General features: G+C 66.7%; 26 protein-coding genes. 15 read left to right on the top strand and 11 right to left on the bottom strand.

The annotated features are described in order from the left end of the window. The first annotated feature begins 19 nt into the window (after positions 1-19). The 8 genes from ACSQ9E_RS24545 (at position 20) to ACSQ9E_RS24510 (ending at position 6,590) form a co-directional block, all read left to right on the top strand. Complete coding sequence (locus ACSQ9E_RS24545) at positions 20-1,138, top strand: carbohydrate porin (protein WP_057200198.1); 1,119 nt, start codon at positions 20-22, stop codon at positions 1,136-1,138. A 168-nt stretch (positions 1,139-1,306) separates the two neighbouring features. Further along, positions 1,307-2,191, top strand: coding sequence for a carbohydrate ABC transporter permease (locus ACSQ9E_RS24540; RefSeq protein ID WP_057266202.1), 885 nt, complete (start codon positions 1,307-1,309; stop codon positions 2,189-2,191). Beyond that, on the top strand, positions 2,181-3,050 hold the full coding sequence (locus ACSQ9E_RS24535) for a carbohydrate ABC transporter permease (protein ID WP_057266200.1): 870 nt from the start codon (positions 2,181-2,183) through the stop codon (positions 3,048-3,050). The genes ACSQ9E_RS24540 and ACSQ9E_RS24535 overlap by 11 nt, the downstream gene beginning before the upstream one ends. Positions 3,051-3,062: 12 nt before the next feature. Continuing rightward, positions 3,063-4,124 (top strand): ABC transporter ATP-binding protein, encoded by a 1,062-nt coding sequence (locus ACSQ9E_RS24530; RefSeq protein ID WP_057266197.1) that lies wholly within the window; start codon positions 3,063-3,065, stop codon positions 4,122-4,124. 172 nt (positions 4,125-4,296) lie between these two features. Then, positions 4,297-5,268, top strand: a complete 972-nt coding sequence (gene glk, locus ACSQ9E_RS24525) for a glucokinase (protein WP_436219418.1) — start codon at positions 4,297-4,299, stop codon at positions 5,266-5,268. Between the two features lie 3 nt (positions 5,269-5,271). Beyond that, positions 5,272-5,685 carry an SMU1112c/YaeR family gloxylase I-like metalloprotein gene (gene gloA2 / locus ACSQ9E_RS24520; RefSeq protein WP_436219417.1) on the top strand — a complete coding sequence of 138 codons (414 nt, stop codon included), beginning with the start codon at positions 5,272-5,274 and terminating at the stop codon, positions 5,683-5,685. Between the two features lie 260 nt (positions 5,686-5,945). Beyond that, on the top strand, positions 5,946-6,239 hold the full coding sequence (locus tag ACSQ9E_RS24515) for a DUF4148 domain-containing protein (RefSeq protein WP_145699468.1): 294 nt from the start codon (positions 5,946-5,948) through the stop codon (positions 6,237-6,239). Between the two features lie 57 nt (positions 6,240-6,296). Further along, positions 6,297-6,590, top strand: coding sequence for a DUF4148 domain-containing protein (locus ACSQ9E_RS24510; protein WP_428000083.1), 294 nt, complete (start codon positions 6,297-6,299; stop codon positions 6,588-6,590). A 149-nt stretch (positions 6,591-6,739) separates the two neighbouring features. Here ACSQ9E_RS24510 and zwf read toward each other — a convergent pair whose 3' ends face one another. Further along, positions 6,740-8,194 (bottom strand): glucose-6-phosphate dehydrogenase, encoded by a 1,455-nt coding sequence (zwf, locus tag ACSQ9E_RS24505; protein WP_436219416.1) that lies wholly within the window; start codon positions 8,192-8,194, stop codon positions 6,740-6,742. A gap of 190 nt (positions 8,195-8,384) precedes the next feature. On the opposite strand from zwf, the gene pgi reads away from it, so the two are divergent. Both pgi and ACSQ9E_RS24495 read left to right on the top strand, forming a co-directional pair. Next, positions 8,385-9,947: a glucose-6-phosphate isomerase gene (pgi, locus tag ACSQ9E_RS24500; protein WP_436219415.1), complete on the top strand. Its 1,563-nt coding sequence runs from the start codon at positions 8,385-8,387 to the stop codon at positions 9,945-9,947. A gap of 87 nt (positions 9,948-10,034) precedes the next feature. After that, positions 10,035-11,249, top strand: a complete 1,215-nt coding sequence (locus ACSQ9E_RS24495) for an AGE family epimerase/isomerase (RefSeq protein ID WP_436219414.1) — start codon at positions 10,035-10,037, stop codon at positions 11,247-11,249. Positions 11,250-11,258: 9 nt separating this feature from the next. On the opposite strand, the gene ACSQ9E_RS24490 is transcribed toward ACSQ9E_RS24495, so the two are convergent. Further along, positions 11,259-12,176: an SMP-30/gluconolactonase/LRE family protein gene (locus ACSQ9E_RS24490; RefSeq protein WP_436219413.1), complete on the bottom strand. Its 918-nt coding sequence runs from the start codon at positions 12,174-12,176 to the stop codon at positions 11,259-11,261. A gap of 102 nt (positions 12,177-12,278) precedes the next feature. On the opposite strand from ACSQ9E_RS24490, the gene edd reads away from it, so the two are divergent. The 3 genes from edd (at position 12,279) to ACSQ9E_RS24475 (ending at position 15,121) form a co-directional block, all read left to right on the top strand. Further along, positions 12,279-14,048, top strand: a complete 1,770-nt coding sequence (gene edd, locus ACSQ9E_RS24485) for a phosphogluconate dehydratase (RefSeq protein ID WP_436219412.1) — start codon at positions 12,279-12,281, stop codon at positions 14,046-14,048. Next, the gene (locus tag ACSQ9E_RS24480) at positions 14,039-14,695 is read left to right on the top strand and encodes a bifunctional 4-hydroxy-2-oxoglutarate aldolase/2-dehydro-3-deoxy-phosphogluconate aldolase (protein WP_436219411.1); all 657 of its coding nucleotides are present in this window, start codon (positions 14,039-14,041) and stop codon (positions 14,693-14,695) included. The genes edd and ACSQ9E_RS24480 overlap by 10 nt, the downstream gene beginning before the upstream one ends. 126 nt (positions 14,696-14,821) lie before the next feature. Continuing rightward, complete coding sequence (locus tag ACSQ9E_RS24475) at positions 14,822-15,121, top strand: DUF805 domain-containing protein (protein WP_305741878.1); 300 nt, start codon at positions 14,822-14,824, stop codon at positions 15,119-15,121. Positions 15,122-15,255: 134 nt separating this feature from the next. On the opposite strand, the gene groL is transcribed toward ACSQ9E_RS24475, so the two are convergent. Together groL and ACSQ9E_RS24465 are read right to left on the bottom strand one after the other, a co-directional pair. Further along, complete coding sequence (gene groL / locus ACSQ9E_RS24470) at positions 15,256-16,905, bottom strand: chaperonin GroEL (protein WP_305741879.1); 1,650 nt, start codon at positions 16,903-16,905, stop codon at positions 15,256-15,258. A gap of 167 nt (positions 16,906-17,072) precedes the next feature. Beyond that, complete coding sequence (locus ACSQ9E_RS24465) at positions 17,073-17,363, bottom strand: co-chaperone GroES (RefSeq protein ID WP_057200209.1); 291 nt, start codon at positions 17,361-17,363, stop codon at positions 17,073-17,075. Between the two features lie 570 nt (positions 17,364-17,933). Here ACSQ9E_RS24465 and ACSQ9E_RS24460 point away from each other — a divergent pair. Beyond that, positions 17,934-19,433 (top strand): RCC1 domain-containing protein, encoded by a 1,500-nt coding sequence (locus ACSQ9E_RS24460; protein WP_436219410.1) that lies wholly within the window; start codon positions 17,934-17,936, stop codon positions 19,431-19,433. A gap of 136 nt (positions 19,434-19,569) precedes the next feature. Here ACSQ9E_RS24460 and ACSQ9E_RS24455 read toward each other — a convergent pair whose 3' ends face one another. The 7 genes from ACSQ9E_RS24455 to ACSQ9E_RS24425 form a co-directional block, all read right to left on the bottom strand. Then, positions 19,570-20,046: a copper chaperone PCu(A)C gene (locus ACSQ9E_RS24455; protein ID WP_436219409.1), complete on the bottom strand. Its 477-nt coding sequence runs from the start codon at positions 20,044-20,046 to the stop codon at positions 19,570-19,572. Positions 20,047-20,074: 28 nt separating this feature from the next. Then, a complete protein-coding gene (locus tag ACSQ9E_RS24450) occupies positions 20,075-20,722 on the bottom strand; it encodes an SCO family protein (RefSeq protein ID WP_057265259.1) in 648 nt (215 codons plus the stop codon). A gap of 123 nt (positions 20,723-20,845) precedes the next feature. Further along, entirely contained in the window at positions 20,846-21,208 is a 363-nt protein-coding gene (locus ACSQ9E_RS24445) for a hypothetical protein (protein WP_436176810.1), read from the bottom strand. Between the two features lie 75 nt (positions 21,209-21,283). Continuing rightward, positions 21,284-22,621: an MFS transporter gene (locus tag ACSQ9E_RS24440; protein WP_436219408.1), complete on the bottom strand. Its 1,338-nt coding sequence runs from the start codon at positions 22,619-22,621 to the stop codon at positions 21,284-21,286. Between the two features lie 50 nt (positions 22,622-22,671). Further along, complete coding sequence (locus ACSQ9E_RS24435; RefSeq protein WP_436219407.1) at positions 22,672-23,760, bottom strand: hypothetical protein; 1,089 nt, start codon at positions 23,758-23,760, stop codon at positions 22,672-22,674. 9 nt (positions 23,761-23,769) lie between these two features. Next, on the bottom strand, positions 23,770-24,555 hold the full coding sequence (locus ACSQ9E_RS24430) for an SDR family NAD(P)-dependent oxidoreductase (protein WP_057205189.1): 786 nt from the start codon (positions 24,553-24,555) through the stop codon (positions 23,770-23,772). Beyond that, a complete protein-coding gene (locus tag ACSQ9E_RS24425) occupies positions 24,552-25,076 on the bottom strand; it encodes an ester cyclase (RefSeq protein WP_057205188.1) in 525 nt (174 codons plus the stop codon). The genes ACSQ9E_RS24430 and ACSQ9E_RS24425 overlap by 4 nt, the downstream gene beginning before the upstream one ends. A 218-nt stretch (positions 25,077-25,294) precedes the next feature. On the opposite strand from ACSQ9E_RS24425, the gene ACSQ9E_RS24420 reads away from it, so the two are divergent. Continuing rightward, positions 25,295-26,011: a Crp/Fnr family transcriptional regulator gene (locus ACSQ9E_RS24420; protein ID WP_057205186.1), complete on the top strand. Its 717-nt coding sequence runs from the start codon at positions 25,295-25,297 to the stop codon at positions 26,009-26,011. Positions 26,012-26,017 lie beyond the last annotated feature (6 nt).

Genomic DNA, 26,017 nt, shown 5'->3' with positions numbered 1-26,017 from the left:
GATGAGTAGTGCCATGGCAATGGATGTTGCCGGCTTCGAGTTCAACGGTTACTCCCGGGGTGGCCCGGTGTTCAACCACTCCGACGGCGTCAAGGGCAACCTGGCCCTGGGCGGCGAGCTGCAGAAGTACCGCCTGGGCAACGAAGGCGACAACGGCATCGAAGTCAACTTCGCCCGCAGCTTCGAGGCTGGCGGCATCAAGTGGAAGCTGAACTACATGCCCGCCAAGTGGGGCAGTGGCGACATCAGCACCGAGCAGGCCTACGTGGAAATGAGCGGCTTCTCGTTCTCTCCCGAAGCCAAGTTCTGGGTCGGTCAGCGCCGCCTGCGTATCCAGGACGTGCACATCGTCGACTACTTCCTGCTGAACTACGGCGACAACGTCGGTGCTGGCGTGACCGACGTGCCGATCGGCGGCATGAAGCTCGGCGTGGGCTTGTTCAGTGGCGACAAATTCGATGGCAACCTGCCCAACGACGTCAAGGCCCAGCGCCTGAATGTCGACTTGTCCGAGATCAACACCAACCCGAACGGCAAGCTGCGCGTGCTGCTGACGGCGGTGGGCGGTAAGAACCAGGTCAACGGCGGCTCGGGCTCGGGCCTCTCGCTGATGCACACGCAAAAGGACTTCCTGCTGTCGGGCGTGAGCAATACCCTGTACCTGCAAGGTTCGCGTGGCCATGCCCGCATCGATGGCGAGTTCGAGGCCATCGACGGCACCCGTGCCGGCCGGCGTTCCACGCGCATCGCCGACTCCATCAACTGGCAAAGTGGTCCCTTCGGTGGTCAGGCTCTGATTGGCTACCAGACCAACAAGACCGACCTGACGAATGTGGAGACCAAGGACTTCTCGCTGGGCGGACGCGGCTCGTACGCCATCACGCAGAACTTCAAGGCCCTGGCCGAAGTGTCGACCACCACGCGCAAGGGGACCGGTCCCGACCAGCGCCTGAGCAAGGTGACGCTGGCTGGCGCCCTGGCCATGAACGAGGACTTCTGGTCGCGCCCCGAGCTGCGTCTGTACGTGACCAAGGCCAACTGGAACCAGGCCGCCGCCGTGGCGAACGCCGCGACCTTCGGCGCCAATGGAAAGACCTCGCGCACTCTGGTGGGTGTGCAGTATGAGATCTGGTGGTAAGGAGGGAGTGAGTGTGAAAGCGAGTTAAGTCAGAGGTGACTTTGTTCTTGGGGGGCACTCCCTGTGTGCCCCCTTTTTTTCTTGTTGTTTTTCCTGTTGACGTGTTGATGGTCGGCGTGGCCGTCGCCCATGTCCCAGCAAGCGTATGCACCCGATTCCTCTTTTGCAATGACGACCAAGAACTCCTTTGAATCCTGGCTGCCCAAGCTGGTCGTGGCACCGGCCTTCGTGCTGGGTTTTGCCTTCATCTACGGCCTGATGGTGTGGAACGGGGTGCTGAGCCTTTCCGCATCGCGCATGCTGCCCAACTACGAATGGGCGGGCCTGGCGCAGTATGAAAAGCTCTGGGAGATGGACCGCTGGTGGGTCGCCCTCAAGAACCTGGGCATCTTCGGCGTCGGCTACGTGGGTGGCTCCCTTGCCATCGGCGTATTGCTGGCCGTGCTGCTGGACCAGAAGATACGCGCCGAAGGCGCGCTGCGCACCATCTACCTGTACCCCATGGCACTGTCGTTCGTGGTCACGGGCACGGCATGGAAGTGGCTGCTCAACCCGGGACTGGGCATCGAAAAAATGGTGCGCGACTGGGGTTTTCCCAATTTTGAATTCGGCTGGCTGGTGGACACCGAGATGGCCATCTACTGCGTGGTGATCGCCGGCATCTGGCAGAGCGCGGGCTTTGCGATGGCGCTGTTTCTGGCCGGCCTGCGCGGCATCGACGACAGCATCATCAAGGCCGCCCAGGTCGATGGCGCCTCGCTGCCGCGCATCTACTGGCGCATCGTGCTGCCGGCGCTGCGCCCGGTGTTCTTTTCCACGCTGATGGTGCTGTCGCACCTGGCGATCAAGAGCTTCGATCTGGTGATGGCGCTCACGGCCGGCGGGCCCGGCTATGCCACCGACGTGCCCGCCACCTTCATGTACACCATGTCGTTCTCGCGCGGCCAGATCGGCTTGGGCGCGGCCAGCGCCACCATGATGCTGGCCACCGTGGCTGCCCTGGTCATCCCCTACCTGTACAGCGAATTGCGCAGCAAACCCCATGACCGCTAAGCCCTCCTTTTTTCCTTCCATGGGCCGCCTGCTGGTCTATGCGGTGCTGGCCCTGGCCACCGCCTTCTTTCTGCTGCCGCTGTACGCGATGCTGGTCACCTCGTTCAAGGATGCCGAGGAGATCCGCAGCAGCTCGCTGCTGGCGCTGCCCGCTGCGCTCAACCTGTCTTCCTGGAGCACGGCGTGGTCCAGCGCCTGCACGGGGGTCGATTGCAACGGCCTGCGCCCCTTCTTCTGGAACTCGGTGGCCATGGCTGTGCCGGCCGTGATGGTCTCCACCGTCTGGGGTGCGCTCAATGGCTATGTGCTCAGCCTGTGGAAGTTCCGCGGCAGCGATGCGCTGTTCGGCATGCTGTTGTTCGGCGTGTTCATGCCCTTCCAGGTGGTGCTGCTGCCCATGAGCCAGGTGTTGGGCTGGCTCGGGCTGTCCAGCTCCATCACGGGCCTGGTGATGGTGCACTGCCTGGCGGGCCTGGCCGGCACCACGCTGTTCTTTCGCAACTACTACGCGGCGATACCGAAGGAGCTGGTGAACGCGGCGCGCATGGATGGCGCGAGCTTCTTCCAGATCTTCTGGCGCATCGTGCTGCCGCTGTCCACGCCCATCATCATGGTCACGCTGATCTGGCAGTTCACCAACATCTGGAACGACTTCCTGTTCGGTGTGGTCTTCTCGGGCACCGACTCCAAGCCCGTGACGGTGGGCCTGAACAACCTGGCCAACACCAGCTCCAGCGTGAAGGCCTACAACGTGGACATGGCGGCCGCCATCATCGCGGGCCTGCCGACCATGGTGATCTACGTTCTCGCAGGCAAGTTTTTTGTGCGCGGCCTGACGGCTGGCGCGGTCAAAGGTTAGAGGTAAGAAATCATGGCGTCTTCATTGGACATAGTGGGCATCAACAAGCGCTTCGGCAAGGGTGACAAGAGCGTGGAGGTGCTGCGCAAGATCGACATTCACGTGGCACCGGGCGAGTTCCTGATCCTGGTGGGGCCCTCGGGCTGCGGCAAATCGACCCTGCTGAACATCATCGCGGGGCTCGATGAGCCGACCGAGGGCGAGATCCGCATCGCCGACAAGAACGTGGTGGGCATGCCCCCGCGCGACCGTGACATCGCCATGGTGTTCCAGAGCTATGCGCTGTACCCCACGCTGAGCGTGGCGGACAACATCGGCTTTGCGCTGGAGATGCGCAAGATGCCCAAGCCCGAGCGCAAGAAGCGCATCGACGAGGTAGCCGCCATGCTGCAGATCACCCATCTGCTGGACCGCCGGCCCAGCCAGCTGTCAGGCGGGCAGCGCCAGCGCGTGGCCATGGGCCGGGCCCTGGCGCGCCAGCCGCAGCTGTTTTTGTTTGACGAGCCGCTGTCCAACCTTGACGCCAAGCTGCGCGTGGAGATGCGTGCCGAGATCAAGCGCCTGCACCAGGCCAGCGGCATCACCAGCGTCTACGTGACGCACGACCAGGTCGAGGCCATGACGCTGGGCTCGCGCATTGCCGTGATGAAGGGCGGGGTGGTGCAGCAACTGGGCACGCCCGACGAGATCTACAACCACCCGGCCAACACCTATGTGGCGACCTTCATCGGTTCGCCCACCATGAACCTGCTGCGCGGTACGCAGGCGGCCGGTCACTTCGCCATCCAGGGCGTGTCGCTGGACCTGGCGGCCCCTCTGGCCGCCCCCGAGGTGCTGCTGGGCGTGCGCCCCGAGCACCTGGTGATGCAGGACAGCTCGCCCTGGCGTGGCGAGGTCAGTGTGGTCGAGCCCACCGGCCCCGACACCTACGTGATGGTGGACACCGCCGCCGGCAGCATGACGCTGCGCACCGACGCGCAGACGCGCGTGAAGCCCGGCGACCGCGTGGGCCTGGCCGTGGCGCCAGCGCACGCGCACTGGTTCGACACCGGTACCGAGCAGCGCATCGCCTGATCCCGCAAGGCGGCAACCCCCGCCTGCCTTCGGCCTCGCTGTATGGGGGCTTTGGCCCGGCTGCAGTGGGCGTTCTGGGTTAAAAACCTGTTTGCGTCGGCTCTGCCGTTTTCAGCCATCCAATTTCGGGTGAGCGGTCCGCTGCCTTGTGGTGGACGCTGCCCCATCGACCATGCCCGCAACACGCCTTCTCGCCGACATCGGCGGCACCAACATCCGCCTGGCCTGGCAGGCCCCGGGCGACGACACCTTGCACGACACGCGCGTGCTGCAGTGCGCCCAGTACCCCACGGTGGATGCCGCCATCCGCACCTACCTGGCCGAGGTGGGCATCGCCGCGCCGCAGGAGGCGGCCTTCGGCATTGCCAACCCGGTCACGGGCGACGCCATCCGCATGACCAACCACAGCTGGAGCTTTTCGCAGAAGGCGGTGCGCGAGGCCTTTGGTTTTGCGCGGCTGGTGGTCATCAACGACTTCACTGCGCTGGCCCTGGCGCTGCCCCTGCTCACGCCCGACCTGCTGCGCCAGGTGGGCGGCGGCCATGCCGTGCCGGGCGAGGCCATTGGCCTCGTGGGGGCAGGCACCGGCCTCGGTGTCTCGGGTCTGGTCTTCCCGCCCCACTCGCCGGCTGGCGTGCCGCTGTCGGGCGAGGGCGGGCACGTCACGCTGGCGGCCGACACGCAGCACGAGTTCGACGTGCTGCGCGTGCTGCACGAGCGCTATGGCCATGTGTCGGCCGAGCGCGCCGTCTCAGGCGCGGGCCTGGTGGACCTGTACCACGCGGTGCGCACCGTGGCGCATGCCGGTGGCACCGAGGTCAGCTCGGCCGCGCAGGTGACCGAGATGGCCCTGCAGGCCAAGGACCCGCTGGCACTGCAGGCGCTGGACCTGTTCTGCGGCTTTCTGGGCAGTGTGGCCGGCAACCTGGCGCTCACGCTGGGTGCGCGTGGCGGGGTGTACATCGGCGGCGGCATGGTGCCGCGCCTGGGCGACTGGTTCGACCAGTCTTCCTTTCGCCAGCGCTTCGAGGCCAAGGGCCGCTTTGCGCCGTACCTGGCGTCGATTCCGTGCTGGATCATCGACCCGAGCGCCACCCCGGCGCTCTACGGGGCCTCGCGCGCGCTCGACATCGCGGGCGTCTGAGCCGTGGCGAGCCTGCCGCCGCTGGCGCTTGCGGGCGTGCACCATGTGGCCCTCATCGGCTCGGACTACACACGCTCCAGGCGCTTCTATACCGAGGTGCTGGGCCTGGCCGTGGTGAACGAGACGTACCGCGCCGAGCGCCATTCGTACAAGCTCGACCTCGCGCTGCCCGATGGCACGCAGATCGAGCTGTTCTCGTTTCCCGAGGCGCCGCCGCGCCCCTCCTACCCCGAGGCCTGCGGGCTGAGGCACCTCGCGCTGCGGGTGGGCGACCTCGACGCCAGCCTGCAGGCACTGGCCGCCCATGGTGTCGCGGCCGAGCCCGTGCGCATGGACCCGTTCACGGGTTGCCCCTTCACGTTTATTGCGGACCCCGATGGCCTGCCCATCGAACTGGTAGGCCCGCAGCCGGCATAGTCAGTCCTTTTTTGGAGAGGGCGATGCCGCGCAGGGAAACCTGGGCGGCATTTTTCATTGCGGCGTATGCACGACCGCTGCAGCATTGTTTTCAAAACTGGAACAGTCAGTTCGCGACTGGGTGGTTTCTCTTTGATCACCTGCGGCGTACAGTTCAACCCATCGATGAGCCGAACCCGCAAGGCGACTCACCGAACCCGGTTCGAAGTTGTTTTTGTCCCGGTTTTTATGAGCCGCTTCTTTTATTCAAGGATTTCATCATGAACACGACCGCACGCTTCCTCTCCATCGCCGCTGTTGCCGCTTTCGCTTCTTTCGGTGCCCAAGCCGACGAAGCCGATGCTTCGCAATTCGCCACCAAGTTCGAAACCAACCGCACCCGCGCCGAAGTGGCCGCTGAAGCCGCTACCGTGGCACAGACCCGCAGCATCGAGCCCGCTGGTTCGCGTGTGGTGACCTACAAGTCCACCGCCGACCGCGCTGCCGTGCGTGCCCAGGCTGCCGATGCCGTGCGCACCGGCCAGATCTCTTCCGGCGAAATCGGCGCTCTGTAAGCCGCCCCGGATTGAACTGACCCCCTACCCCCAATCAAATCAAGAATCGAGATCACCATGAACAAGACCGCACGTTTCCTCTCCCTGGCCGCTGTTGCCGCTTTCGTTTCCTTCGGTGCACAGGCTGACGAAGCCGATGCTTCGCAGTTCGCCACCAAGTTCGAAACCCAACGCACCCGTGCCGAAGTGGCTGCTGAAGCCGCCACCGTGGCACAGACCCGCAGCACCGAACCCGCTGGTTCGCGTGTGGTGACCTACAAGTCGACGGCCGACCGTGCTGCCGTGCGTGCCGCTGCTGCCGAGGCTGTTCGCACCGGCCAGATCCCTTCGGGCGAAATCAGCGCCATGTAAAGAATGCGGGCCTTCCCATGGTGGTGGTATCTCACGGTCGTGGGTGCCGCCACCATGTGGAAGTGTTTCCCCCCAATGCCGCAACCCGGCATGAATGACAAAAGGCTCCAACGGGAGCCTTTTTTCGTTGTGGGGCAGCGCGAGGAGCGTCAGACCTCCTCACTCCAGCAGTAGCCGTCGCGCGCGATCATCGCGCTGGCGGCGCTCGGGCCCCAGCTGCCGGCCGTGTAGGGCCGTGGGCCCAGTGCATCGTTGCGCCAGTGCTGCAGGATGGGTTCCACCCAGCGCCAGGCTTCCTCCTGCTCGTCGCTGCGCACGAAGAGGTTCAGGCGGCCGGCGATCACGTCGAGCAGCAGGCGTTCGTAGGCGCCCACGCGCTCTGTGCCGAAGCGCTGGTCGAAGTCGAGATTCAGGTACACCTGCGACAGGGCCGGTTCGGTCTGGTGCTGGGCGGCACCTTGGGCCAGCAGGTGCAGCTCCAGCCCGTCCTTGGGCTGCAGGTTGATCACCAGGCGGTTGGCTGCGCCGGCCGAGGTGCGGAAGATCGGGTGCGGCACGGGCCGGAAGTTGACCACGATGTGCGCGTCGCGCCCCGCCAGCCGCTTGCCGGTGCGGATGTAGAAGGGCACACCGGCCCAGCGCCAGTTGGAGATCTCGGTGCGCAGCGCGACAAAGGTCTCGGTGGTGCTGCCGGCGACCACGCCTTTTTCCTGCAGGTAGCCGGGCACGCTGGCACCGTGCGTCTTGCCGGCCACGTACTGGCCGCGGATCACGTGCTGGCCGATGGTCTCCACGCTCCAGGGCTTTAGCGACTGCAGCACCTTGAGCTTCTCGTCCCGGATGGCATTGGCGCTGGCGTTGATGGGCGGCTCCATGCCGATCGCGCACAAAAGCTGCAAGGCATGGTTCTGCACCATGTCGCGCAGGGCGCCGGTCTGGTCGTAGAAGGCGCCGCGCGTCTCCACGCCGAGTTCCTCGGCAATGGTGATCTGGATGTTGGCGATGGTTTCGCGCCGCCACAGGGGCTCGAACAATGCGTTGCCAAAGCGCATGGCGAACAGGTTCTGTACCGAGGGCTTGCCCAGGTAGTGGTCGATGCGAAAGACCTGCTCTTCCTTGAGCACGCGGCGCAGCGTGTCGTTGATGGCCTGGTTGGAGCGCAGATCGTGGCCCAGGGGCTTTTCGAGCACCACGCGGGTGGTCGGGCCGTTCAGGCCCACGGCAGCGATCTGCTCGCAGACATTGGTGAACAGGCTCGGCGCCGTGGCCACGTACATCACCACCGACTCGGCGTTGCGCTCGTGCAGCATGGCGGCCAGGCGGGCATAGTCCTGGGTTTGCGACAGGTCCATGCGCAGGTAGTGCAGCAGGGCGCCGAAGCGTGCGAACTCGTCGGGCGTGGGGCGCTTGGCCAGGTCCACGCCGTCGAAGCGCGACTGGATCAGGCTGCGGTATTGTTCATGGCTGAGCTCGTCACGGGCCACCGCGATGATGCGGCCCCCTTCGGGCAGCGTTCCGTGGCGGAACGCCTGGAACAGCGCCGGCATGAGCTTGCGCCATGCCAGGTCGCCGGTTCCGCCAAACAGGACAAGGTCAAAACTCATGGGGTCTCCGTATTCAGTGCATTGGTCGTCGTGCTTTCCCGCGAAATTGTAATCACGTTACATCGATTTGTGTAGGACAGAAGAGCAATTGGCGTTCCAAGCTGTGTCTGCAACAAAAAAGTACCAGGCTGTTTTGGTAATCAAGTTACTATTTCGCCGTTTTCCATTTTCCTGTCCAGGTAGCTCTCCCATGTCCCTTCGTTGTGACCAGACTCCCCAGTGGCCCGCGCTGCAGGCCTTGTTCCAGGCGCAAGGGCGCGCATTGGACCTTCGGCAGGCCTTCGCCGAGGATGGAGAGCGCTTCGCGCACTTCAGTCAGTCCGCCCCTGAGGTGTTCGCCGACCTCTCCAAGAACCTGTGGGACCGGCCCACCGAAGCCCTGTTGCTGGCCATGGCCGAGGCCTGTGGCCTTGCTGCACAGCGCGATGCCATGTTCGCGGGCCAGCCCATCAACCACACCGAAGGCCGGGCCGTACTGCACACGCTGCTGCGCCGCCCTGAGGGCCTGGCGCTGCCGGGTGACGGCCCGGATATCGCGCAAAAGCTGGCCGAGGTGCATGGCACGCAGGGCGCCATGCTGCAATACGCCGAGCAGGTGCGCGGCGATGCCGCCATCACCGACGTGGTGAACATCGGCATCGGCGGCTCGGACCTGGGGCCGCACATGGCGGTGCTCGCGCTCGATGCCTTTCGCGCTGCGGGCAAGCGCCTGCATTTCGTTTCCAACGTCGACGGGCACGAGTTGCATGGCGTGCTCCAGGGGCTCAAGGCAGAGAGCACGCTGTTTCTCATCGCCTCCAAGACCTTCACCACGGCCGAGACCATGGCCAATGCGCGCTCCGCGCTGGCCTGGTTCGGCGCAGAGGGCGGCAGCGACGTGGCACGCCACTTTGCGGCGCTGACCACCAACGTGGAAGCGGCAGGTGCCCTGGGCATCACCACCACCTTCGGCTTCTGGGACTGGGTGGGCGGGCGCTACTCGCTGTGGTCGGCCATCGGCCTGCCCATCGCCATCGCCATCGGTACGGCGGGTTTTCGCGAGTTGCTGGCTGGCGCGCATGCCATGGACGAGCATTTCCGCACCGCGCCGCTGGCCGCCAACCTGCCGGTGCGCCTGGGCCTGCTCGACCTCTGGTACCGCAACTTCCATGGTTTCACCAGCCGCTGCATTGCGCCCTACCATGCGGCACTGGGCCGGCTGCCGGCCTATCTGCAGCAGCTGGAGATGGAGAGCAATGGCAAGCGCGTGGGCGCCGACGGGCAGGAGCTGCCATACGCCACCTCGCCCGTGCTCTGGGGCGAGCCCGGCACCAATGGCCAGCATGCCTTCTTCCAGATGCTGCACCAGGGCACGGACGTGCTGCCGCTGGAGATCGTTGCCGTGCGCCAGGCGGCGCACCCGCTGCCGGGCCACCAGGACAAGCTGCTCGCCAACGCCCTGGCGCAGGCCCAGGCGCTGATGGTGGGCAAGGCCAGCCCCGAGGACGGGCACCGCCACTTTCCGGGCAACCGGCCCAGCACCTTCCTGCTGCTCGAGTCGCTGACCCCGGCATCGCTGGGCGCACTGATCGCGCTGCAGGAGCACCGTGTGTTCGTGAGCGGCAGCCTGTGGGGCATCAACAGCTTCGACCAATGGGGTGTGGAGCTAGGCAAGGTGCTGGCGCGCGACTTGGAATCGCGCCTGGCGTCAGGCGATGCTGCGGGGCTCGATGGCTCCACGGCAGGCCTGCTGGCGCGCCTGCGCGGCGGTTGAGCCGCAGCGCCGCGTTCACTGCATTTCACAACGAGGCGCTTCGAAGCGCCCAGGCCGCATCCGGCGGCCCAATGAGGAGACAAACCCATGACTGCACCGCAGCCGCCCGATTTCCGCTCGCCCGACTTCCTGCACGCGCACATCCGCCAGACCATGGCGTTCTACGAGCCCGTGGCCACCGATGCGGGCGGCGGCATGTACCACTTCTTCCTCGACGATGGCACCGTCTACGACGAGCGCACGCGCCATCTGGTGAGCGCCACGCGCTTCGTGGTCACGCATGCCATGTTGTTCAAGACCACCGGCGAGGCGCGCTACCGCCAGGGCGTGGAGCATGCGCTGCAGTTCCTGCGCACGGCCTTCCTTGACCCGGCCACTGGCGGCTACGCCTGGCTGATCGACTGGCATGGCGGCCACGCCACCTTGCTCGACGCCACGCGCCACTGTTACGGCATGGCCTTCGTGATGCTGGCGTATGCCCGTGCGCACGAAGCCGGCGTGCCCGAGGCGCGGCAGTGGCTGGCCGAGGCCTTTGATACCGCCGAGCAGCACTTCTGGCAACCGGTCGAAGGCCTCTATGCCGACGAGGCCACTCGCGACTGGGCCCTGGCGGACTACCGCGGGCAAAACGCCAACATGCACGCCTGCGAGGCGATGATCTCGGCCTTTCGCGCCACGGGCGAGCGGCGCTACATCGAGCGCGCCGAGTTGCTTGCGCAAAACATCTGCCAGCGCCAGGCAGCGTTGGCGGGCGGCTGGGTGTGGGAGCATTTCCGCGCCGACTGGTCGGTGGACTGGAACTACAACCGCCACGACCGCAGCAACATCTTCCGCCCCTGGGGCTACCAGATCGGCCACCAGACCGAATGGGCCAAGCTGCTGCTGCAGCTCGATGCGCTGGCGCCCGCGCCCTGGCACCTGCCGTGTGCCCGCTTCCTGTTCGATGCCGCGATGGACAAGGGCTGGGACACCGCCCATGGCGGCATCGTCTACGGCATGGCGCCCGACGGCAGCATCTGCGACGACGGCAGGTACCACTGGGTGCAGGCCGAGAGCATGGCCGCCGCAGCCGTGCTGGCCGTGCACACCGGAGAGCCGCGCTACTGGGATTGGTACGAGCGCATCTGGGCCTACTGCTGGCAGCACTTCGTGGACCACGAGCACGGTGCCTGGTTCCGCATCCTCGACGGGCGCAACCTCAACCACACGCGCGAGAAGAGCAATGCCGGCAAGGTCGATTACCACAACATGGGCGCCTGCTACGACGTGCTGCTGGCGCTGGGCGCGCAGCGCGCACCCTGAGCACGGGTCTTACATCGCCGCGCTGGCCTGGAAGAAGTTCACGGGCAGGCCCGGCACTTCGACGGGCAGGCTGAACAGCGAGCCCGCCGGAATGGCCGCATCCAGTTCCGCTTGCGGCCGGCCGGCGCGCGCCGAGGTGATGTACAGCGTGCGCAGGTCGTCGCCGCCAAAGCAGACCATGGTGGGGCATTGCACTGGCATGGCAACGCGCTGCAGCACCTGGCCTGCGGGAGAGAGCTGCAGCACGCAGGCACCCTCGTACATGGCCACCCAGTAGTTGCCCTGCACGTCCACGGCCGCGCCATCGGGGCGGCCGCCATAGGGCTCGCCCGCCACCTTGGGCGGGAAGGTCGCCCACGGCGCACGGCTTTCGATGCTGCCGGTGGCGGCATCGAACGCAAAGCGGTCGATGCGGTGCTCGGGTGTGTTGGACCAGTAGAGCCAGCGGTCGTCCGGGCTGAAGGCCAGGCCGTTGGCGGTGAAGTTCTCGCCCGCCATCTTCTGCACCCGAAAGCCGCCGGGCGCCGCCTCCAGCCGCCACAGTGCCGCGTCGGGCGCCGTGCGCGGGCTGATCACCGACCCAGCCCAGAACCGGCCCGCCGAATCGCAGCGGCCATCGTTCAGGCGCAGCACGCGGGTGTCGTGCACATCGCCGGGCAGCAGCGCCAGGCAGGTGAGGGCACCGCTGGTGGTGTCGAGCAGGTAGAAACCATCCCGTAACCCGATTACTAGTTTCTTGCCTGCCACAGGGGCGCAACAGCCCGGTTCGGAGGGCATGTCCCAGGTGCGCAGTTGCGCGCTGGCCGGCGCCCAGGCGTTCACCCGCTTTCCTTGGATGTCGCACCAGTAAAGGGATGTTTCATGGGGATGCCAGAACGGCGATTCGCCCAGTTCCGAGGGCGGCAAAAGCAGGGTCTGCAGGGACATTGGCTTGATCCGGGGTGGTTATCGAGTTACATTCTAGAGGCTCCCGTTGGAGCTGTAATCTCTTTTCCCCACTATCCAAATCCACCCCCGATGGAGCATCGCATGCATTCAGTCGTATCGCGCGTGACGGCCCGCATCATCGAGCGCAGCAAGGACACCCGCGCCGCCTATCTGGCCATGGTCGACGCCATGGTCCAGCGCAAGCCGCCGCAGGACCGCATGGGCTGCGCCAACCTGGCCCATGCCTATGCGGCGCTGCCGGGCTCTGAAAAATTCAAGGTCACGGTCGAGAAGGCGCCCAACATCGGCATCGTCACGGCCTACAACGACATGCTGTCGGCCCACCAGCCCTACCAGAGTTACCCGGCGCTGCTGCGCGACGAGGCCGCGCGCCACGGTGCCATGGCCCAGGTGGCCGGCGGCGTGCCCGCCATGTGCGATGGCGTGACGCAGGGCACACCCGGCATGGAGCTGTCGCTGTTCTCCCGGGACGCCATTGCCATGGCCACTGCGGTAGCGCTGTCCCACGACGTGTTCGACGGCGTGCTGCTGCTCGGCGTGTGCGACAAGATCGTGCCGGGCCTGCTGATCGGTGCGCTGCACTACGGCCACCTGCCCTGCGTGTTCGTGCCCGCCGGCCCCATGGGTTCGGGCCTGCCCAACAAGGACAAGGCCAAGGTGCGTGAGCTCTACGCGCAGGGCCTGGTCGGCCGGGATGAGCTGCTCAAGGCCGAATCGGCCGCGTACCACAGCCCCGGCACCTGCACCTTCTACGGCACGGCCAACAGCAACCAGATGCTGCTCGAGGCCATGGGCCTGCACGTGCCCGATGCGGCGTTCACCCCGCCAGGGACTGGTGAGCGCGAGGAATTCACGCGCCAGGCCATGCGCACCGTGCTCGACATCGGCAAGCGCGGCAAGCGCTTCACGCCCATCGCGCATGTGGTGGACGAGCGCTGCATCGTCAACGCCATGGCCGCGCTGCTGGCCACGGGGGGCTCCACCAACCACCTGATCCACTGGGTGGCGATCGCGCGCAGCGCCGGCATCCTGATCGACTGGACCGATTTCGACGACCTGTCTTCCGTGGTGCCGCTGCTGGCCCGCGTCTACCCCAACGGCGATGCCGACGTGAACCAGTTCCAGGCCGCGGGCGGCCCGCCCTGGATCCTGCGCGAGCTGCTGGCCAACGGCCTCATGCACCCTGACGTGCTGAGCGTGAACGAGGGCGGCATCGCGGCCGGTGGTGCGCCGGCGCCCGCCACTTCGGGCGACCTGGCCGTGCTGCGCCCGGTGGTCGAGCCGTTCTCGCCGACGGGCGGCCTGCGCCTGCTGCAGGGGCGCCTGGGCCGTGCCGTGATCAAGGTTTCGGCCGTGCCGGAAGACCGCCACATCATCGAGGCGCCTGCGCGCGTGTTCGACTCGCAGGAGGAGTTGCTCGCGGCCTTCGCTGCGGGCGAAGTGCAGCAGGACATGGTGGCCGTGGTGCGTTTCCAGGGCCCGCGCGCCAATGGCATGCCCGAGCTGCACAAGCTCACGCCGCCACTGGCCGTGCTGCAGAACCAGGGCTTCAAGGTGGCGCTGGTGACCGACGGCCGCATGAGCGGTGCCTCGGGCAAGGTCCCGGCCGCCATCCACGTGACGCCCGAGGCGCTGGGCGGCGGCCCGCTGGCCAAGGTGCGCGACGGCGACCTGCTGCGCGTGGACGCCGTGGCGGGCACGCTCGACGTGCTGGTGGACGATGCCGAATGGGCCGCGCGCACCCCTGACGAATGCAAGGCGCCCGTGGCCACCGGCTTCGGGCGTGAACTGTTTGCCAACTTTCGCCGCCATGCGGGCGGCGCTGAACAAGGAGCCTGTACATGGCTGTGAATGCCTCAACCCCCGCCCTGAACCCCCTCGAGATCGCCAGCTACGGCCCGGTGATCCCGGTGATCGTGATCGACCGTGTCGAAGACGCGATCCCGCTGGCCGAGGCCTTGCTCGCCGGTGGCGTCAAGGTGCTCGAGGTCACGCTGCGCACGCCCGCAGGCCTGCCCGCCATCGAGGCGATTGCTCGCCAGCTGCCCGAGGCCGTGGTGGGCGTGGGCACCGTGCTCAATGCCGAGGATGCGCGCCGCGCGAGCGAGGCCGGTGCCCGTTTTGCCGTGAGCCCGGGCTACACCTCGGCAGTCGGCTCGGCCTGCAAGGGGCTGAACCTGCCCCTGCTGCCGGGCGTGGCCACCTCCAGCGAGATCATGCAGGCGCTGGCCGATGGCTTCCAGTTCCTCAAGCTCTTCCCGGCCGAGGCCGTGGGCGGCATCCCGCTGCTCAAATCCTGGGCCAGCCCGTTCGGCCAGGTAAGTTTTTGCCCCACCGGTGGCATCACCAATGCCACGGCGCCGAATTACCTGGCGCTGCCCAATGTGCGCTGCGTGGGCGGCTCGTGGCTCACGCCGGCCGATGCCGTGCGCTCGGGCGACTGGGCGCGCATCACGCAGCTGGCGCAGGCCACGCAGGCGCTGCGGCAAGCCAGCTGAAGAAAGCCGGTTTCGATCGCTGCCCGCGGCGTGCTTTGGGGAGGTCATCCTTGCCGCTTATCATGGAGAGGGGCATTCGCTCCGCAACAGCAAGTACTCAACATTTCACCAAGAGAGGGCTTCTCCATGGATTTTGCTCAAGCTATCAAGTCGTGCTTCAGCCAGTACGCGGGCTTCACCGGCCGGGCGCCGCGCTCGGAGTTCTGGTGGTTCGCCCTGTTCCAGATTCTGGTGCTGCTGGTTACCGCCTTCATCAGCGAGATCGCCTACGCCATCGCGGCGCTGGCGCTGTTGCTTCCCGTACTGGCCGTTGGCGCCCGCCGGCTGCATGACATTGGCCGTTCGGGCTGGTGGCAACTGCTGTCGCTGACTGGCATCGGCGGCCTGGTGCTGCTGTACTGGTGGGTGCAGCCCAGCGGAGAGTGATCGATTCCGCATGAGGGATGTCAGCGCGCGGTACCAGAACCGCGCACCATGAAAAAAGCCCGCAGACCGTAAGGCCTGCGGGCTTTTTGCTGGTTGGCAGCGCAGTGAACGGGTCACTGCGCCGGGCCGGGCAATTACATGCCCATGCCGCCCATGCCACCCATGCCGCCCATGTCAGGCATGCCGCCGGCACCGGCTTCATCCTTGGGGGCTTCAGCAACCATGCACTCGGTCGTCAGCAGCAGCGATGCCACGGAGGCAGCGTTTTGCAGGGCCGTGCGGGTCACCTTCGTGGGGTCCAGAATGCCCAGTTCGAGCATGTCGCCGTAGCTGTCGTTGGCAGCGTTGAAACCGAAGTTGCCCGAACCGGCCAACACGGCGTTCACCACCACGGAGGCTTCGCCGCCGGCGTTGTTCACGATTTCGCGCAGAGGCGCTTCGATGGCCTTGAGCACCAGCTTGATACCGGCTTCCTGGTCAGCGTTGTCACCTTTGACGCGGTCGCCCACGGCTTGCTTGGCACGCAGCAGGGCCACGCCACCACCGGCCACAACGCCTTCTTCCACCGCTGCACGGGTAGCGTGCAGTGCGTCTTCCACGCGGGCCTTCTTTTCCTTCATTTCGACTTCGGTGGCAGCGCCGACCTTGATCACGGCCACACCGCCGGCCAGCTTGGCCACGCGTTCTTGCAGCTTTTCGCGGTCGTAGTCGGACGTGGCTTCCTCGATCTGCACGCGCACTTGCTTGACGCGGGCTTCGATGTCACCAGCAGCACCAGCGCCGTCGATGATGATGGTGTTTTCCTTGCCCACTTCGATGCGCTTGGCCTGGCCCAGGTCGGCCAGGGTCACCTTCTCGAGCGTCAGGCCCACTTCTTCAGCGATGACCTTGCCGCCCGTCAGGATGGCGATGTCTTCCAGCATGGCCTTGCGGCGATCGCCGAAGCCAGGGGCCTTCACAGCCACGACCTTCAGGATGCCGCGGATGGTGTTGACCACCAGCGTCGCCAGGGCTTCGCCTTCGACTTCTTCTGCCACGATCAGCAGAGGACGGCCGGCCTTGGCCACTTGCTCCAGCGTGGGCAGCAGGTCGCGGATGTTGCTGATCTTCTTGTCGAACAGCAGCACGAAGGGGTTGTCCAGAATCGCGGATTGCTTTTCGGGGTTGTTGATGAAGTAGGGCGACAGGTAGCCACGGTCGAACTGCATGCCTTCCACGACGTCCAGTTCGGAGTCGAGGGACTTGCCGTCTTCCACGGTGATCACGCCTTCCTTGCCAACCTTGTCCATGGCGTCAGCGATCAGCTTGCCGATGGTTTCGTCGGAGTTGGCCGAGATCGAACCGACCTGGGCGATTTCCTTGGAGGTGGTGGTGGGCTTGGAAGCCTTCTTCAGCTCTTCCACCAGGGCCGTCACGGCCTTGTCGATACCACGCTTCAGGTCCATCGGGTTGATGCCGGCGGCCACGTACTTGAAGCCTTCGCGCACGATGGCCTGGGCCAGCACGGTGGCGGTGGTGGTGCCGTCACCAGCGTTGTCGCTGGTCTTGGAGGCCACTTCCTTCACGAGCTGGGCGCCCATGTTCTGCAGCTTGTCCTTGAGTTCGATTTCCTTGGCCACGGACACACCGTCCTTGGTCACGGTAGGGGCGCCGAACGAGCGCTCCAGCACCACATTGCGGCCCTTGGGGCCCAGGGTCACCTTGACCGCATTGGCCAGGATGTTCACGCCTTCAACCATGCGTGCGCGGGCTTCGCCGCCGAAAACTACGTCTTTTGCTGCCATTTGGAGCTCCTGAAATTTAACTGAATCAATTACTGGCTTGGGGGAGAGGGGAAAGCGTAGCGAGCAGGTGCCAGGCTAGGCGCACGGAGCACAGCAACCGGAACGTACTTCCTGTACGTAAGGATTGCGAGCACCGCGCAACGACGCATGGCGCCTGCGCAGTAGCTTTACTTCTCCACCACGGCGAACAGGTCGTCTTCCTTCATGACCAGCAGCTCGTCGCCCTTGATCTTGACGGTCTGGCCCGAGTACTTGCCGAACAGAACGCGGTCGCCGACCTTCACGTTCAGGGCGAGCAGTTCGCCCTTGTCGTTCTTCTTGCCGGGGCCGACGGCCAGCACTTCACCTTGATCGGGCTTTTCAGCGGCGTTGTCGGGGATCACGATGCCGGAGGCGGTCGTGGTTTCGCTTTCGATACGCTTGACGATCACGCGATCGTGCAGGGGGCGAAGATTCATTGCATTGCTCCTGGGTCAAAAAATTACCGACAGTACGAAGCGCCTGAACAGGGCCAGGCGCTACCAAACTCCATCCAACAAGGGAGTGTTAGCACTCCGTTGCAGTGAGTGCTAATGATACGGGCATTTGTTGCCGTTTCAAGACATGGGGTGATTGGAAGGGTGTCAAACACGCTTCCAGTTGTGCCGATGGCTTGCAAGGGGTCGGGCCGATCCACCCCATTTTTGCGCAGGAGCAGGGAAATCCCTCACCCCTGCGGGGTGGGGCGCAGGAAGCCATCCATGGGTACCTTGCGCTGTCTTGACGCTCGTCGCCATCGCATTGCGGCTTGCCGCTTCGTGCCCCTGGCGCCGCTGGCTGGCTGAGGGGCACACGGGGCGCATCCCGCCACGGTCCGGCTCCCGGAGGTTGCGGTACGGCTTTTCCCGCCCCACGCGATCAGGCGCCAAGCGTCCAGCCAATCTTTCTTTTTTACTTTTTTGAGGGAACCGATGAAACATCTGATGACGAAAAAGCCTTTGAGCACTGCCGTTGCCCTGGGTGCTGCTGCCCTGTGCTGTGCTTTTGCGATGACTTCTGCCCACGCTGTGCAGCCCGCCATCTCCATGGGCTACGACCATGCCCTCGTGTTGCGTGCCGACGGCACGGTCTGGTCGTGGGGTTACGGCAATGGCGGGCAACTGGGCCTTGGCAATTCCAGCACCCGCACGTCGCCCACGCAGATCCCCTCGCTGCAGAACGTGGTCCAGGTGGTGGCACGGGGCTCATTCTCGATGGCGCTCAAGGCCGACGGCACCGTCTGGGCCTGGGGTGACAACTCGGGTGGCCGCACCGGCGGCAGTGGCACCAGCGTGCCGGTGCAGATCAACGGCCTGTCGAACATCGTCAGCATCAATGCCGGGACCAACACGGCGGCGGCCTTTGCAACCGACGTGTCTGGCCAGGTCTTTGCGTGGGGCAGCAACAGCACGGCGCAACTGGGTACCGGGCAGACCAGTGGCGGCGGCAACCCCGTGCCCCGCCTGGTGGCCGGCGCGCAGGGCGCTGTGGCGGTGAGCGCATCGGACGCAGCCGTGCTCGCGCTGCGCCAGGACGGCAAGGTGGTCGCCTGGGGATCCAACGGCAACAAGGCACTGGCCCCTGTTGCCGGGACCGCCACGGCCCCGGTCGTGATCGACGCCCTGGGCAGCGTGCAGGCCGTGGCCTCGACCTCCATCAACATCGCCGGTCAGTACTACGCCCTCAAGAGCGACGGCACCGTCGCCGTCTGGGGCCAGGCATCGACCAACGCCCCCTACTGCGGCCAGAAGGGCATCCAGAACGGCGGTTTTGCCCTGATCGACATCTCCCCCATCCTCGGCCTGTCGCGCATCCAGCAGATCGAGCCCGGCGACGGCCACACCCTGTTCGTCGATGCCGATGGCGCCGTGCATGCCTGCGGCGTCAACAGCGCCGGCCAGCTTGGCGATGGCACCCTGGTGAACCCCTCGACCGAAGTACCCAAGATCGCGCACATTGCGGGCCTGCCGCCTGTCGTGGCCGCAGCAGCGGGCTCGGCGATCTCCGCGGCGATCGGCGTGGACGGCAGCGTCTGGGTGTGGGGCAAGACCACCCACCTGGCCACAGGCGCCCCGGACAAATCCACGACTCCCGTGCGGGTGACGCTGGCCAATGGGGCACCATTCGATGCTGGCCGGGTGGGTGAAGCCCCCGGCACCTTTGCCGGAGGGCAGGATGGCCCCCTGAGCAACGTCACGGTGGACGTGGGCGCCCTGATATCGCCATTGCACCGCGGCAAGACGGGGCGGGTCTATGTGGCCGCACTCGCCGGATCGACGGCCCTCTTCCTGGGCCCGAACGGATGGGCGCCCTACACCGGAGGCGTCTTCCCGGCGTACGGACGTGGCCCGCTGCCCCGCACGGTGCCCGTGAACATTGCGTCCGGCCTGAACTTCAGCGGGCTGGAGGGTGTGCAGTTGGTGGTGGGGTACGGTGTGGGTGACGATGCCACGGCCGCAGCGGAGATGGTCCGTGCCGGCCGCTACAAGGTCGTCCACACGCTGAACTGAGCGGCACACCGTCGCTCGTTGGGTCGCCCTGCGGCGCTGTAGCAAGCGCCGTCAGCGGCTTTCCGTCGGATTGTTCGATTGGATGCAAATCCGTACCAGAGCGGCGGCGGACCCACTGTCCGCTTTGCCATGGCGTTCAGTGCTTGTGCGCACCCTGGGCCGCAGCTGGCGCTGCGGCGTTGAGCGGTCGCACGGGGGCCTTGACCTCCACCGATTCGCGCTTGCCGTCCTTGCCCTCGAAGACCAGGGTGATCGGCACCGTGTCGCCCTCTTTCACCTGCTGCTGGAGGTTCATCAGCATCACGTGGTAACCGCCGGGTTGGAGGTTCACTGCCTTGCCGGCGGGCAGCTCGACGGCGGGCACCTGGCGCATGCGCATGACGTTGTCCTGCATGGCCATCTCATGGACCTCGACGGCGCTCGTGAGCGGGGAACTGGCAGACACCAGTCTGCTGTCCTTGGCGGCCTGGATCTGCATGAAGGCGCCCGTGGCCTGCTGCTGGGGCACGGTGGCGCGCACCCACGCGTCCTCGACGGTGACCTGGGCGAAGGCCGGGATGGCGAGCGCGGCGAAGCAAGCGGCAGCCAGAATGGATCGTTGGATGGAATGCATGGGAATGGTCTCTGTGGATGGAAGGGGTTCAGGCGGAGTGCAGCAACTGGCGCAGGTCGTCGGCGCAGTCCTTGGCGCTTTGTTCGTGGCGCAGCACCAGGCGCGGCTTGCCTTGCGGGTCGAAGACATAGCTGAACGCGGAGTGGTCCATGGTGTAGGACGCGCCCGTGGGCACCTTCTTGTAATAGACCTTGAACTCCTTGGCTGCCGCGGCCGTCTGCTCCAGGTCGCCATACAGGCCGATGAAGCTCGGATCGAACACCTGCGTGTAGGCGCCCAGCACGGTCGGGTTGTCGCGCTCGGGGTCGATGGTGATGAAGACCACCTGCAGCCGATGGCCGTCGTCGCCGAGCAGGCGGCGGATCTCTGCCGCACGGGTGAGGGCCGTGGGGCACACGTCGGGGCACTGCGTGAAGCCGAAGAACAGCATCACCGCCTTGCCCCGGTAGTCGGCCAGTGTGCGCACCTGGCCCTGGGCATCCTTGAGCTGGAAATCCCGGGCGTACTCGGCGCCGGTGATGTCCATGCCCTTGTAGGCCACTGGCGCCTTCTTGCAGCCGGCGAGCGATGCCGCCAGCAGGGGCGCGAGCGCCAGGGCCAGCAGGCCGCGGCGGTGGTGGGAGGGGCCCGGCGCTGCGGCAGCGGCCAGGCGTGGTGGTGTCGATGGGGTGTTCATGGGGGTACGTATCGAGGATGGGACGGCGGGCTACCGCCGAGGCGCGCACCGGCGCCGCCAAGGCGCGGTGGCTACCGCTCAAAGCGCGCGCATGCCCTTGGTTGGCATGCAGCAGCGCAGGTGTCAGGCGAGCGAGGTCGGTGGCCCGCGGGCGGGCAGGGGGGCGCCAACGATGGCAGCGATGGCGGCAGCCACAGTGGGCGCGAGCATGTGCGCCAGGGGCCCATGGCGCTGTGCATGCTGCTGCACGGGTGGCGGCGGTGCGCTGGCGCCCAGGCACATGGCGCAATCGAGGGTGTGCTGCCCCAGTTCGGTGGCACCGCCATCTTCGCTGACCGCCACCAGCTTGACGGTGCTGCCCGTGGTGCAGACCATCTGCAGGGCCTGGGGATGGACGATGGGCGACGCGATCGCCGCGCCCACGGTCAGCACGAACCACGCCAGGATCAGGCGGGCCAGCAGTGACGAGGTGCGCAGCGCGTACATGGCCGCATTATCGTCCCGGCCCCCTGTGCGCGGGTGGGGTGGGGCAATTTGTCCCAGGCCCCGAGGGAGATGGGTTCAGCGCGCTGCCTGCCTGCCGCGCCCCACGGCCAGTACCATCAGCACCGCTGCCAGTACCAGGGCGCCACTCAGCAGGTACAGGCTGAGCGTGAAGCCGCCGGTCGCTGTCTTGATGGCGCCCACCATCACCGGCGCCACCACGCCGGCCGTGCCGCCAATGGTCGTGATGAGGGCGATGCCCATCGCCGCAGCGTTGCGGCTCAGCAGGCTGCCGGGCACGGCCCAGAGGATGGCGAAGGCGCTGGAGATGCCGACCGAGGCCAGCGACAGGCATGCCACTGCGGCCACCGGGCTCTGCATGAACAGGGTGGTGAGCGACAGCCCGGCCGCGCCGATGCAGGCCGTCACCGCGAAATGCCAGCGCCGCTCCTGCCGTCGGTCGGAATGCCCGGCGATGAGCAGCGTGGCCACGATGCCCGTGACTGCCGGCACCACCGAGTACAGGCCGATCTGCATCACCGACAGGCCCATGGACTGCAGCATGGTGGGCTGCCAGAACGACATGGCGTAGATGCCCAGGATCACCAGGAAGGAGATGAAGCCCAGCAGCCACACCTGCCCGTTGCGCAATGCGCTGCCAAAGCTGCTGCGCGCATCCGCGCCGCTGGCGGCCTGGTCGCGTGCCAGATCGTCCTGCACCTGGCGCTTTTGCGCGGGCGTGAGCCAGCGGGCGGCCTGTGGCCCGTCGTCGAGCAGCTTGTACGCCAGCACGGCCAACAGCACGCAGGGCACCCCTTCCACGAGAAACAGCCACTGCCAGCCCCGCAGCGACAGCAGGCCGTCCAGGTAGGTCATGCTGGCGCCCGCCAGCGGCCCGGCGACGATGGGCGCCGCGCCGTAGGCCATGAAGAACAACGCCGTGACCTTGGCCCGCCGCTGCGAGGGAAACCACAGCGTGAGGTAGAGCAGCACGCCGGGCGCAAAGCCCGCCTCGAATACCCCCACCAGGAAGCGCAGCACGTAGAACTGCGCCGGCGTGGTCACCCACAGCGTGGCGGCCGAGGCCAGGCCCCACAACCCCATGATGCGCAGCAGCGTGAGCCGAAAGCCCACGCGCGCCAGCAGCATGTTGCTCGGAATCTCGAACAGCGCGTAGCCGATGAAGAAGATGCCTGCCCCCAGGCCGAACACCGCGTCGCTGAAACCCAGGTCGCTCTTCATCTGCAGCTGGGCGTAGCCGATGTTGGTGCGGTCCAGGTAGTTGAACACGTAGCAGGCGAACAGCACCGGGATCAAGCGCCAGGCAATCTGGCGATAGGTGGCGTCGTCTGCAGCGGTGGCGGGCGCGTGCGAGGCGCCCGCATCAGCGGGAAAGATGGCGGCGGGGGAGTTCATGGCGTTTGTCTCGTGTTGTCTGTTTTATGGATGGAGATCAGCGAACCGGCTCAGGTGGGCCGCTGGAGCGCGCCCGAGGCGGTGGCGCCCCACAGATGGCTGGTGGGCGCCCCGGGAAACAGCCAGTGCGGTGAGCATTCGCTGGACGGCACCACGTTGCTGAAACCGTGCGTGGCCGACATGCCGGCGATGGTCTTCTCCAGCACCATCGACAGGTACTGGTCGACGCTGCCCTCCTGGGTGTTGCCGTTCAGGACCACCTCGGAGCCGGTGGCCTTCGCGTAGCGGCGTATGCCGTTGTGGCGCGAGGCCTCGGGCGCCCAGCTGTCGGCGCTCACGCCGTTCTCGCTGCTCACGCGGATGCCGTCGCCCGTGCGGTACACCAGCGAGTGGTTGCCCTCGGTATGGCCCGGCGTGTGCACCAGCGCGATGCCGCGCCCCAGTTGCACGCTGCCGTCGAAGGGCACGATGCGTTCGGGCGCCACGCCTTGCAACCCCTCGGGGCAGTACCAGTCGGCCTGCGTGGGCAGCAGGCCGGCCACGCTGGCCAGCTCCTGGCGGTGCACCAACAGGCGGGCGTTGGGCAGCAGGCCGCGCTCGCTGCCCGTGCCCAGCCAGCGGCGCAGGTTCTGGGTGTGCAGGTGGTCGTAGGTGATGAAATCGATCTGCTCCGGCGCCACGCCCACCGAGGCCAGGGCCTGCAGCACCGTGCCGTAGACCGGCGCGATCACGCCGTGCAAAAACTTCGGGGTCTGCTCGCTCAGGCGCTTGAAATAGGGTGTCTCGCTGCCCGTCTCGAAATCGGCGGGGGTGAACAGCAGGTTTCTGAGGTGCCCCTCGAAATCCTCTAACTGCACCAGCACCGTGCGTGCCAGCAGGTGCACCATGTGAGGCTTGAGCAACTGCTGCGAGTACACGCCGTTGAAGGCATACCAGGCCGGGTAGGGGATGCGCAGCAGGTCGAAGCTGCGCGCATAGCGCACGGCAGGTTCGCCGAGAAAGCGCTCGCGGAACTGCTCGCCCGCGCGGCGCAGCGCGCGCAGCCGGTCCTGCGGCGTGGGAGCGCTGCGTGCGCCGTCGAAGTCGGCCACGGGCTGCAGCAGGCTGGCCGGCGAGAGGGGTTCGGTCATCATGTTCATAAGGTCTCCTCAGTACAAAGAGCGGCCGCCCGAAATGTCGAAGACGGCGCCGGTGCTGAACGAGCAATCGGCAGACGCCAGCCAGGCCGCCATGGCGGCCACCTCGGCCGGTTCGACGAAGCGGGCCATGGGCACGCGCGACAGCAGGGCCTGGTGCAGCTGGGCGCGGTGTTCTTCGGGAACGCCGTCGAACACGCCGGTCTCGGCCGCCGACGGGGTGATGCAGTTCACCAGCACCCCGGTGGTGGCCAGCTCCTTGCCCAGCGACTTGGTCAGCGCGATCAGCCCGGCCTTGGAGGCCGAGTACGCAGCGTTCAGGCCATTGCCTTCCTTGCCCGCGACCGAGGCGATGTTGACCACGCGCCGCCCGACCGCGGGCGCGCGCTGACCGGCGATATCTGCCAGCATCTGCGGCACCAGCGCGCGGCAGCACAGGAAGGCGCCGGTGAGGTTGGTGTCCAGCACCGCACGCCACTGGGCCGCGCTGTGCTCCCAGGTGGGCACCAGCGGGCCGAGCACGCCGGCGTTGTTCACGAGCACGGTGGCCGGGCCCAGGGCTGTGGCGCTGGCCTGGGCGGCAGCCGTTACGGCGGCCTCGTCGCGCACGTCGGCGGCTGCGGTGAACATCCGACCCGGGGCGTCCAGCGCCTGCGCTGCGCCCTGCAACTGGCGGTCGCTGATGTCCCACAGCGAGACGCTGGCGCCCTCGTGCAGGAAGCGGCGTGCAATCGCCAGGCCAATGCCCTGGGCCCCGCCGGTCACCACCGCGTGGTGGCCCTGCAGGCGCCCGCTCATGCCGTGGCCTGCTCGGGTACCGATGTCTTGCCGGAGGTGGCTGCCTGGCCGCCGAGCAGCGAGCCGATGATGCCGGGCAGCGCGGCCGGTGGCACGCCCACCAGCAACTGGCGCAGCATGGTCAGCGTGTCGAAGTACACCCGCTCGCAGACCAGGTTCTCGGCCTCGTCGAAGATGAACAGCGCGATCATGCGGCAGCGGAAGGTGTTGCCTGTGGGGGGCAAGGCAGCGAGCGGGCCCTTGTGCGTGCCCAGCAGCCAGAACTCCACGATGACCGAGTCGCCGGCATGGCGCAGTTCGATGATTTCGTGCCGCTGGTCCGGGAAGGCCTGGCGCGTGGCGGTGTAGTAGCGGCGCACGTCCTCGTTGCCGTCGTGCACTTCGCCGGTGGGGATCAGTTCGTAGTGCGGGTGCGGAAAGGTGCCGAGCACGGCATCGAAATCCTGGCGGGTTTCGTCGGCGAAGTGGTCGAGCACGGTCTTCTCGCGGCGGGCATTGCGTTCGGTGGTGGGGGTGGTCATGGGGGCGTCCTTCAGGTCGATGGCGGTTCAAGGAGTGCGGCGACCCGAGGGGCCTGCCGCGCGCCGGTCCACTATCCGCAGGCCGCACTGGCGAGACTGTCCGGTGTTGGCAATTGGGGGGTGGTACAAACCCGGGGATGTCCGCTGCGCGTCGCCATGGCGACCTCCCTTGCCCACACAATGGCTGCCGCCAGCCATCTCGCCCCCAGGTGCACTCCATGCCTTCCCAGCCCGAACCGGCACCCGATACCGACCTTCCGGCCCACCTCGGGCACCGCGCCGACGAGCGATTGCGCTTGCCGCAGGAGGTGCAGGACGCCCTGCTGCAGGTGGCGCACCGCCGGCAACTGCAGCGTGGGGATTCGCTGTTCCTCAAGGGGTCGGCTCCCGACGCGCTGTTCGGCATGGTGCAGGGCGCGCTGCGCGTGAGCGTGGCCGCGCCGGACGGGCGCGAGGCCGTCATCGCCGTGCTGGAGCCGGGCCACTGGTTCGGCGAGGTCTCGCTGTTCGTGGGCCAGCAGCGCGTGTACGACACCTGCGCGGTGGAGCCGTCGGAGGTGGCCGTGGTCCAGGCGGCGGATTTCCACCACCTGATCGCCACGCAGCCGGCGCTGCACATGGCCTTCACGCGGCTGGTGTGCCTGCGGCTGCGCCAGGCCCTGGCCTGGATCGACGACGCCATCCTGCAGCCGCTGTCCGTGCGGCTGGCGCACCGGCTCGTGATGCTGGACAGCCGGCCCGCCAGCGCGGAATCCACCACGGTGGTGTTGGCCGTGTCGCAGGAGGATCTGGCCTTCATGCTCGGCGTCTCGCGCCAAAGCATCAACCGCCAGCTCAAGCAATGGGAAGAAGAGGGGATGCTGCGTGTGGGCTACCGCGTGGTCGAACTGCTCGACCGCGAACGCCTGGCCTGCTATGCCGCACAGCCCGCGTGATGCCGT

It is taken from the genome of Acidovorax sp. LjRoot118, from assembly GCF_964253575.1.
Classification (GTDB): Bacteria; Pseudomonadota; Gammaproteobacteria; order Burkholderiales; family Burkholderiaceae_C; genus Acidovorax.
The sequence above is the reverse complement of the archived record's forward strand: the minus strand, read 5'-3'. Positions and strand labels throughout refer to the sequence as shown.

Coding starts and splice junctions, on each gene's coding strand:
- ACSQ9E_RS24445 (WP_436176810.1), bottom strand. CDS start 21,208: ATGTACGCGCTGCGCACCTCGTCACTGCTGGCCCGCCTGATCCTGGCG.
- pgi (WP_436219415.1), top strand. CDS start 8,385: ATGTCCCTTCGTTGTGACCAGACTCCCCAGTGGCCCGCGCTGCAGGCC.
- ACSQ9E_RS24540 (WP_057266202.1), top strand. CDS start 1,307: ATGACGACCAAGAACTCCTTTGAATCCTGGCTGCCCAAGCTGGTCGTG.
- ACSQ9E_RS24420 (WP_057205186.1), top strand. CDS start 25,295: ATGCCTTCCCAGCCCGAACCGGCACCCGATACCGACCTTCCGGCCCAC.
- ACSQ9E_RS24430 (WP_057205189.1), bottom strand. CDS start 24,555: ATGAGCGGGCGCCTGCAGGGCCACCACGCGGTGGTGACCGGCGGGGCC.
- ACSQ9E_RS24495 (WP_436219414.1), top strand. CDS start 10,035: ATGACTGCACCGCAGCCGCCCGATTTCCGCTCGCCCGACTTCCTGCAC.
- ACSQ9E_RS24460 (WP_436219410.1), top strand. CDS start 17,934: ATGACTTCTGCCCACGCTGTGCAGCCCGCCATCTCCATGGGCTACGAC.
- ACSQ9E_RS24450 (WP_057265259.1), bottom strand. CDS start 20,722: ATGAACACCCCATCGACACCACCACGCCTGGCCGCTGCCGCAGCGCCG.
- groL (WP_305741879.1), bottom strand. CDS start 16,905: ATGGCAGCAAAAGACGTAGTTTTCGGCGGCGAAGCCCGCGCACGCATG.
- ACSQ9E_RS24535 (WP_057266200.1), top strand. CDS start 2,181: ATGACCGCTAAGCCCTCCTTTTTTCCTTCCATGGGCCGCCTGCTGGTC.
- ACSQ9E_RS24455 (WP_436219409.1), bottom strand. CDS start 20,046: ATGCATTCCATCCAACGATCCATTCTGGCTGCCGCTTGCTTCGCCGCG.
- ACSQ9E_RS24530 (WP_057266197.1), top strand. CDS start 3,063: ATGGCGTCTTCATTGGACATAGTGGGCATCAACAAGCGCTTCGGCAAG.
- zwf (WP_436219416.1), bottom strand. CDS start 8,194: ATGAGTTTTGACCTTGTCCTGTTTGGCGGAACCGGCGACCTGGCATGG.
- ACSQ9E_RS24425 (WP_057205188.1), bottom strand. CDS start 25,076: ATGACCACCCCCACCACCGAACGCAATGCCCGCCGCGAGAAGACCGTG.
- ACSQ9E_RS24510 (WP_428000083.1), top strand. CDS start 6,297: ATGAACAAGACCGCACGTTTCCTCTCCCTGGCCGCTGTTGCCGCTTTC.
- ACSQ9E_RS24545 (WP_057200198.1), top strand. CDS start 20: ATGGATGTTGCCGGCTTCGAGTTCAACGGTTACTCCCGGGGTGGCCCG.
- ACSQ9E_RS24475 (WP_305741878.1), top strand. CDS start 14,822: ATGGATTTTGCTCAAGCTATCAAGTCGTGCTTCAGCCAGTACGCGGGC.
- ACSQ9E_RS24465 (WP_057200209.1), bottom strand. CDS start 17,363: ATGAATCTTCGCCCCCTGCACGATCGCGTGATCGTCAAGCGTATCGAA.
- ACSQ9E_RS24515 (WP_145699468.1), top strand. CDS start 5,946: ATGAACACGACCGCACGCTTCCTCTCCATCGCCGCTGTTGCCGCTTTC.
- ACSQ9E_RS24435 (WP_436219407.1), bottom strand. CDS start 23,760: ATGAACATGATGACCGAACCCCTCTCGCCGGCCAGCCTGCTGCAGCCC.
- ACSQ9E_RS24490 (WP_436219413.1), bottom strand. CDS start 12,176: ATGTCCCTGCAGACCCTGCTTTTGCCGCCCTCGGAACTGGGCGAATCG.
- edd (WP_436219412.1), top strand. CDS start 12,279: ATGCATTCAGTCGTATCGCGCGTGACGGCCCGCATCATCGAGCGCAGC.
- glk (WP_436219418.1), top strand. CDS start 4,297: ATGCCCGCAACACGCCTTCTCGCCGACATCGGCGGCACCAACATCCGC.
- ACSQ9E_RS24480 (WP_436219411.1), top strand. CDS start 14,039: ATGGCTGTGAATGCCTCAACCCCCGCCCTGAACCCCCTCGAGATCGCC.
- ACSQ9E_RS24440 (WP_436219408.1), bottom strand. CDS start 22,621: ATGAACTCCCCCGCCGCCATCTTTCCCGCTGATGCGGGCGCCTCGCAC.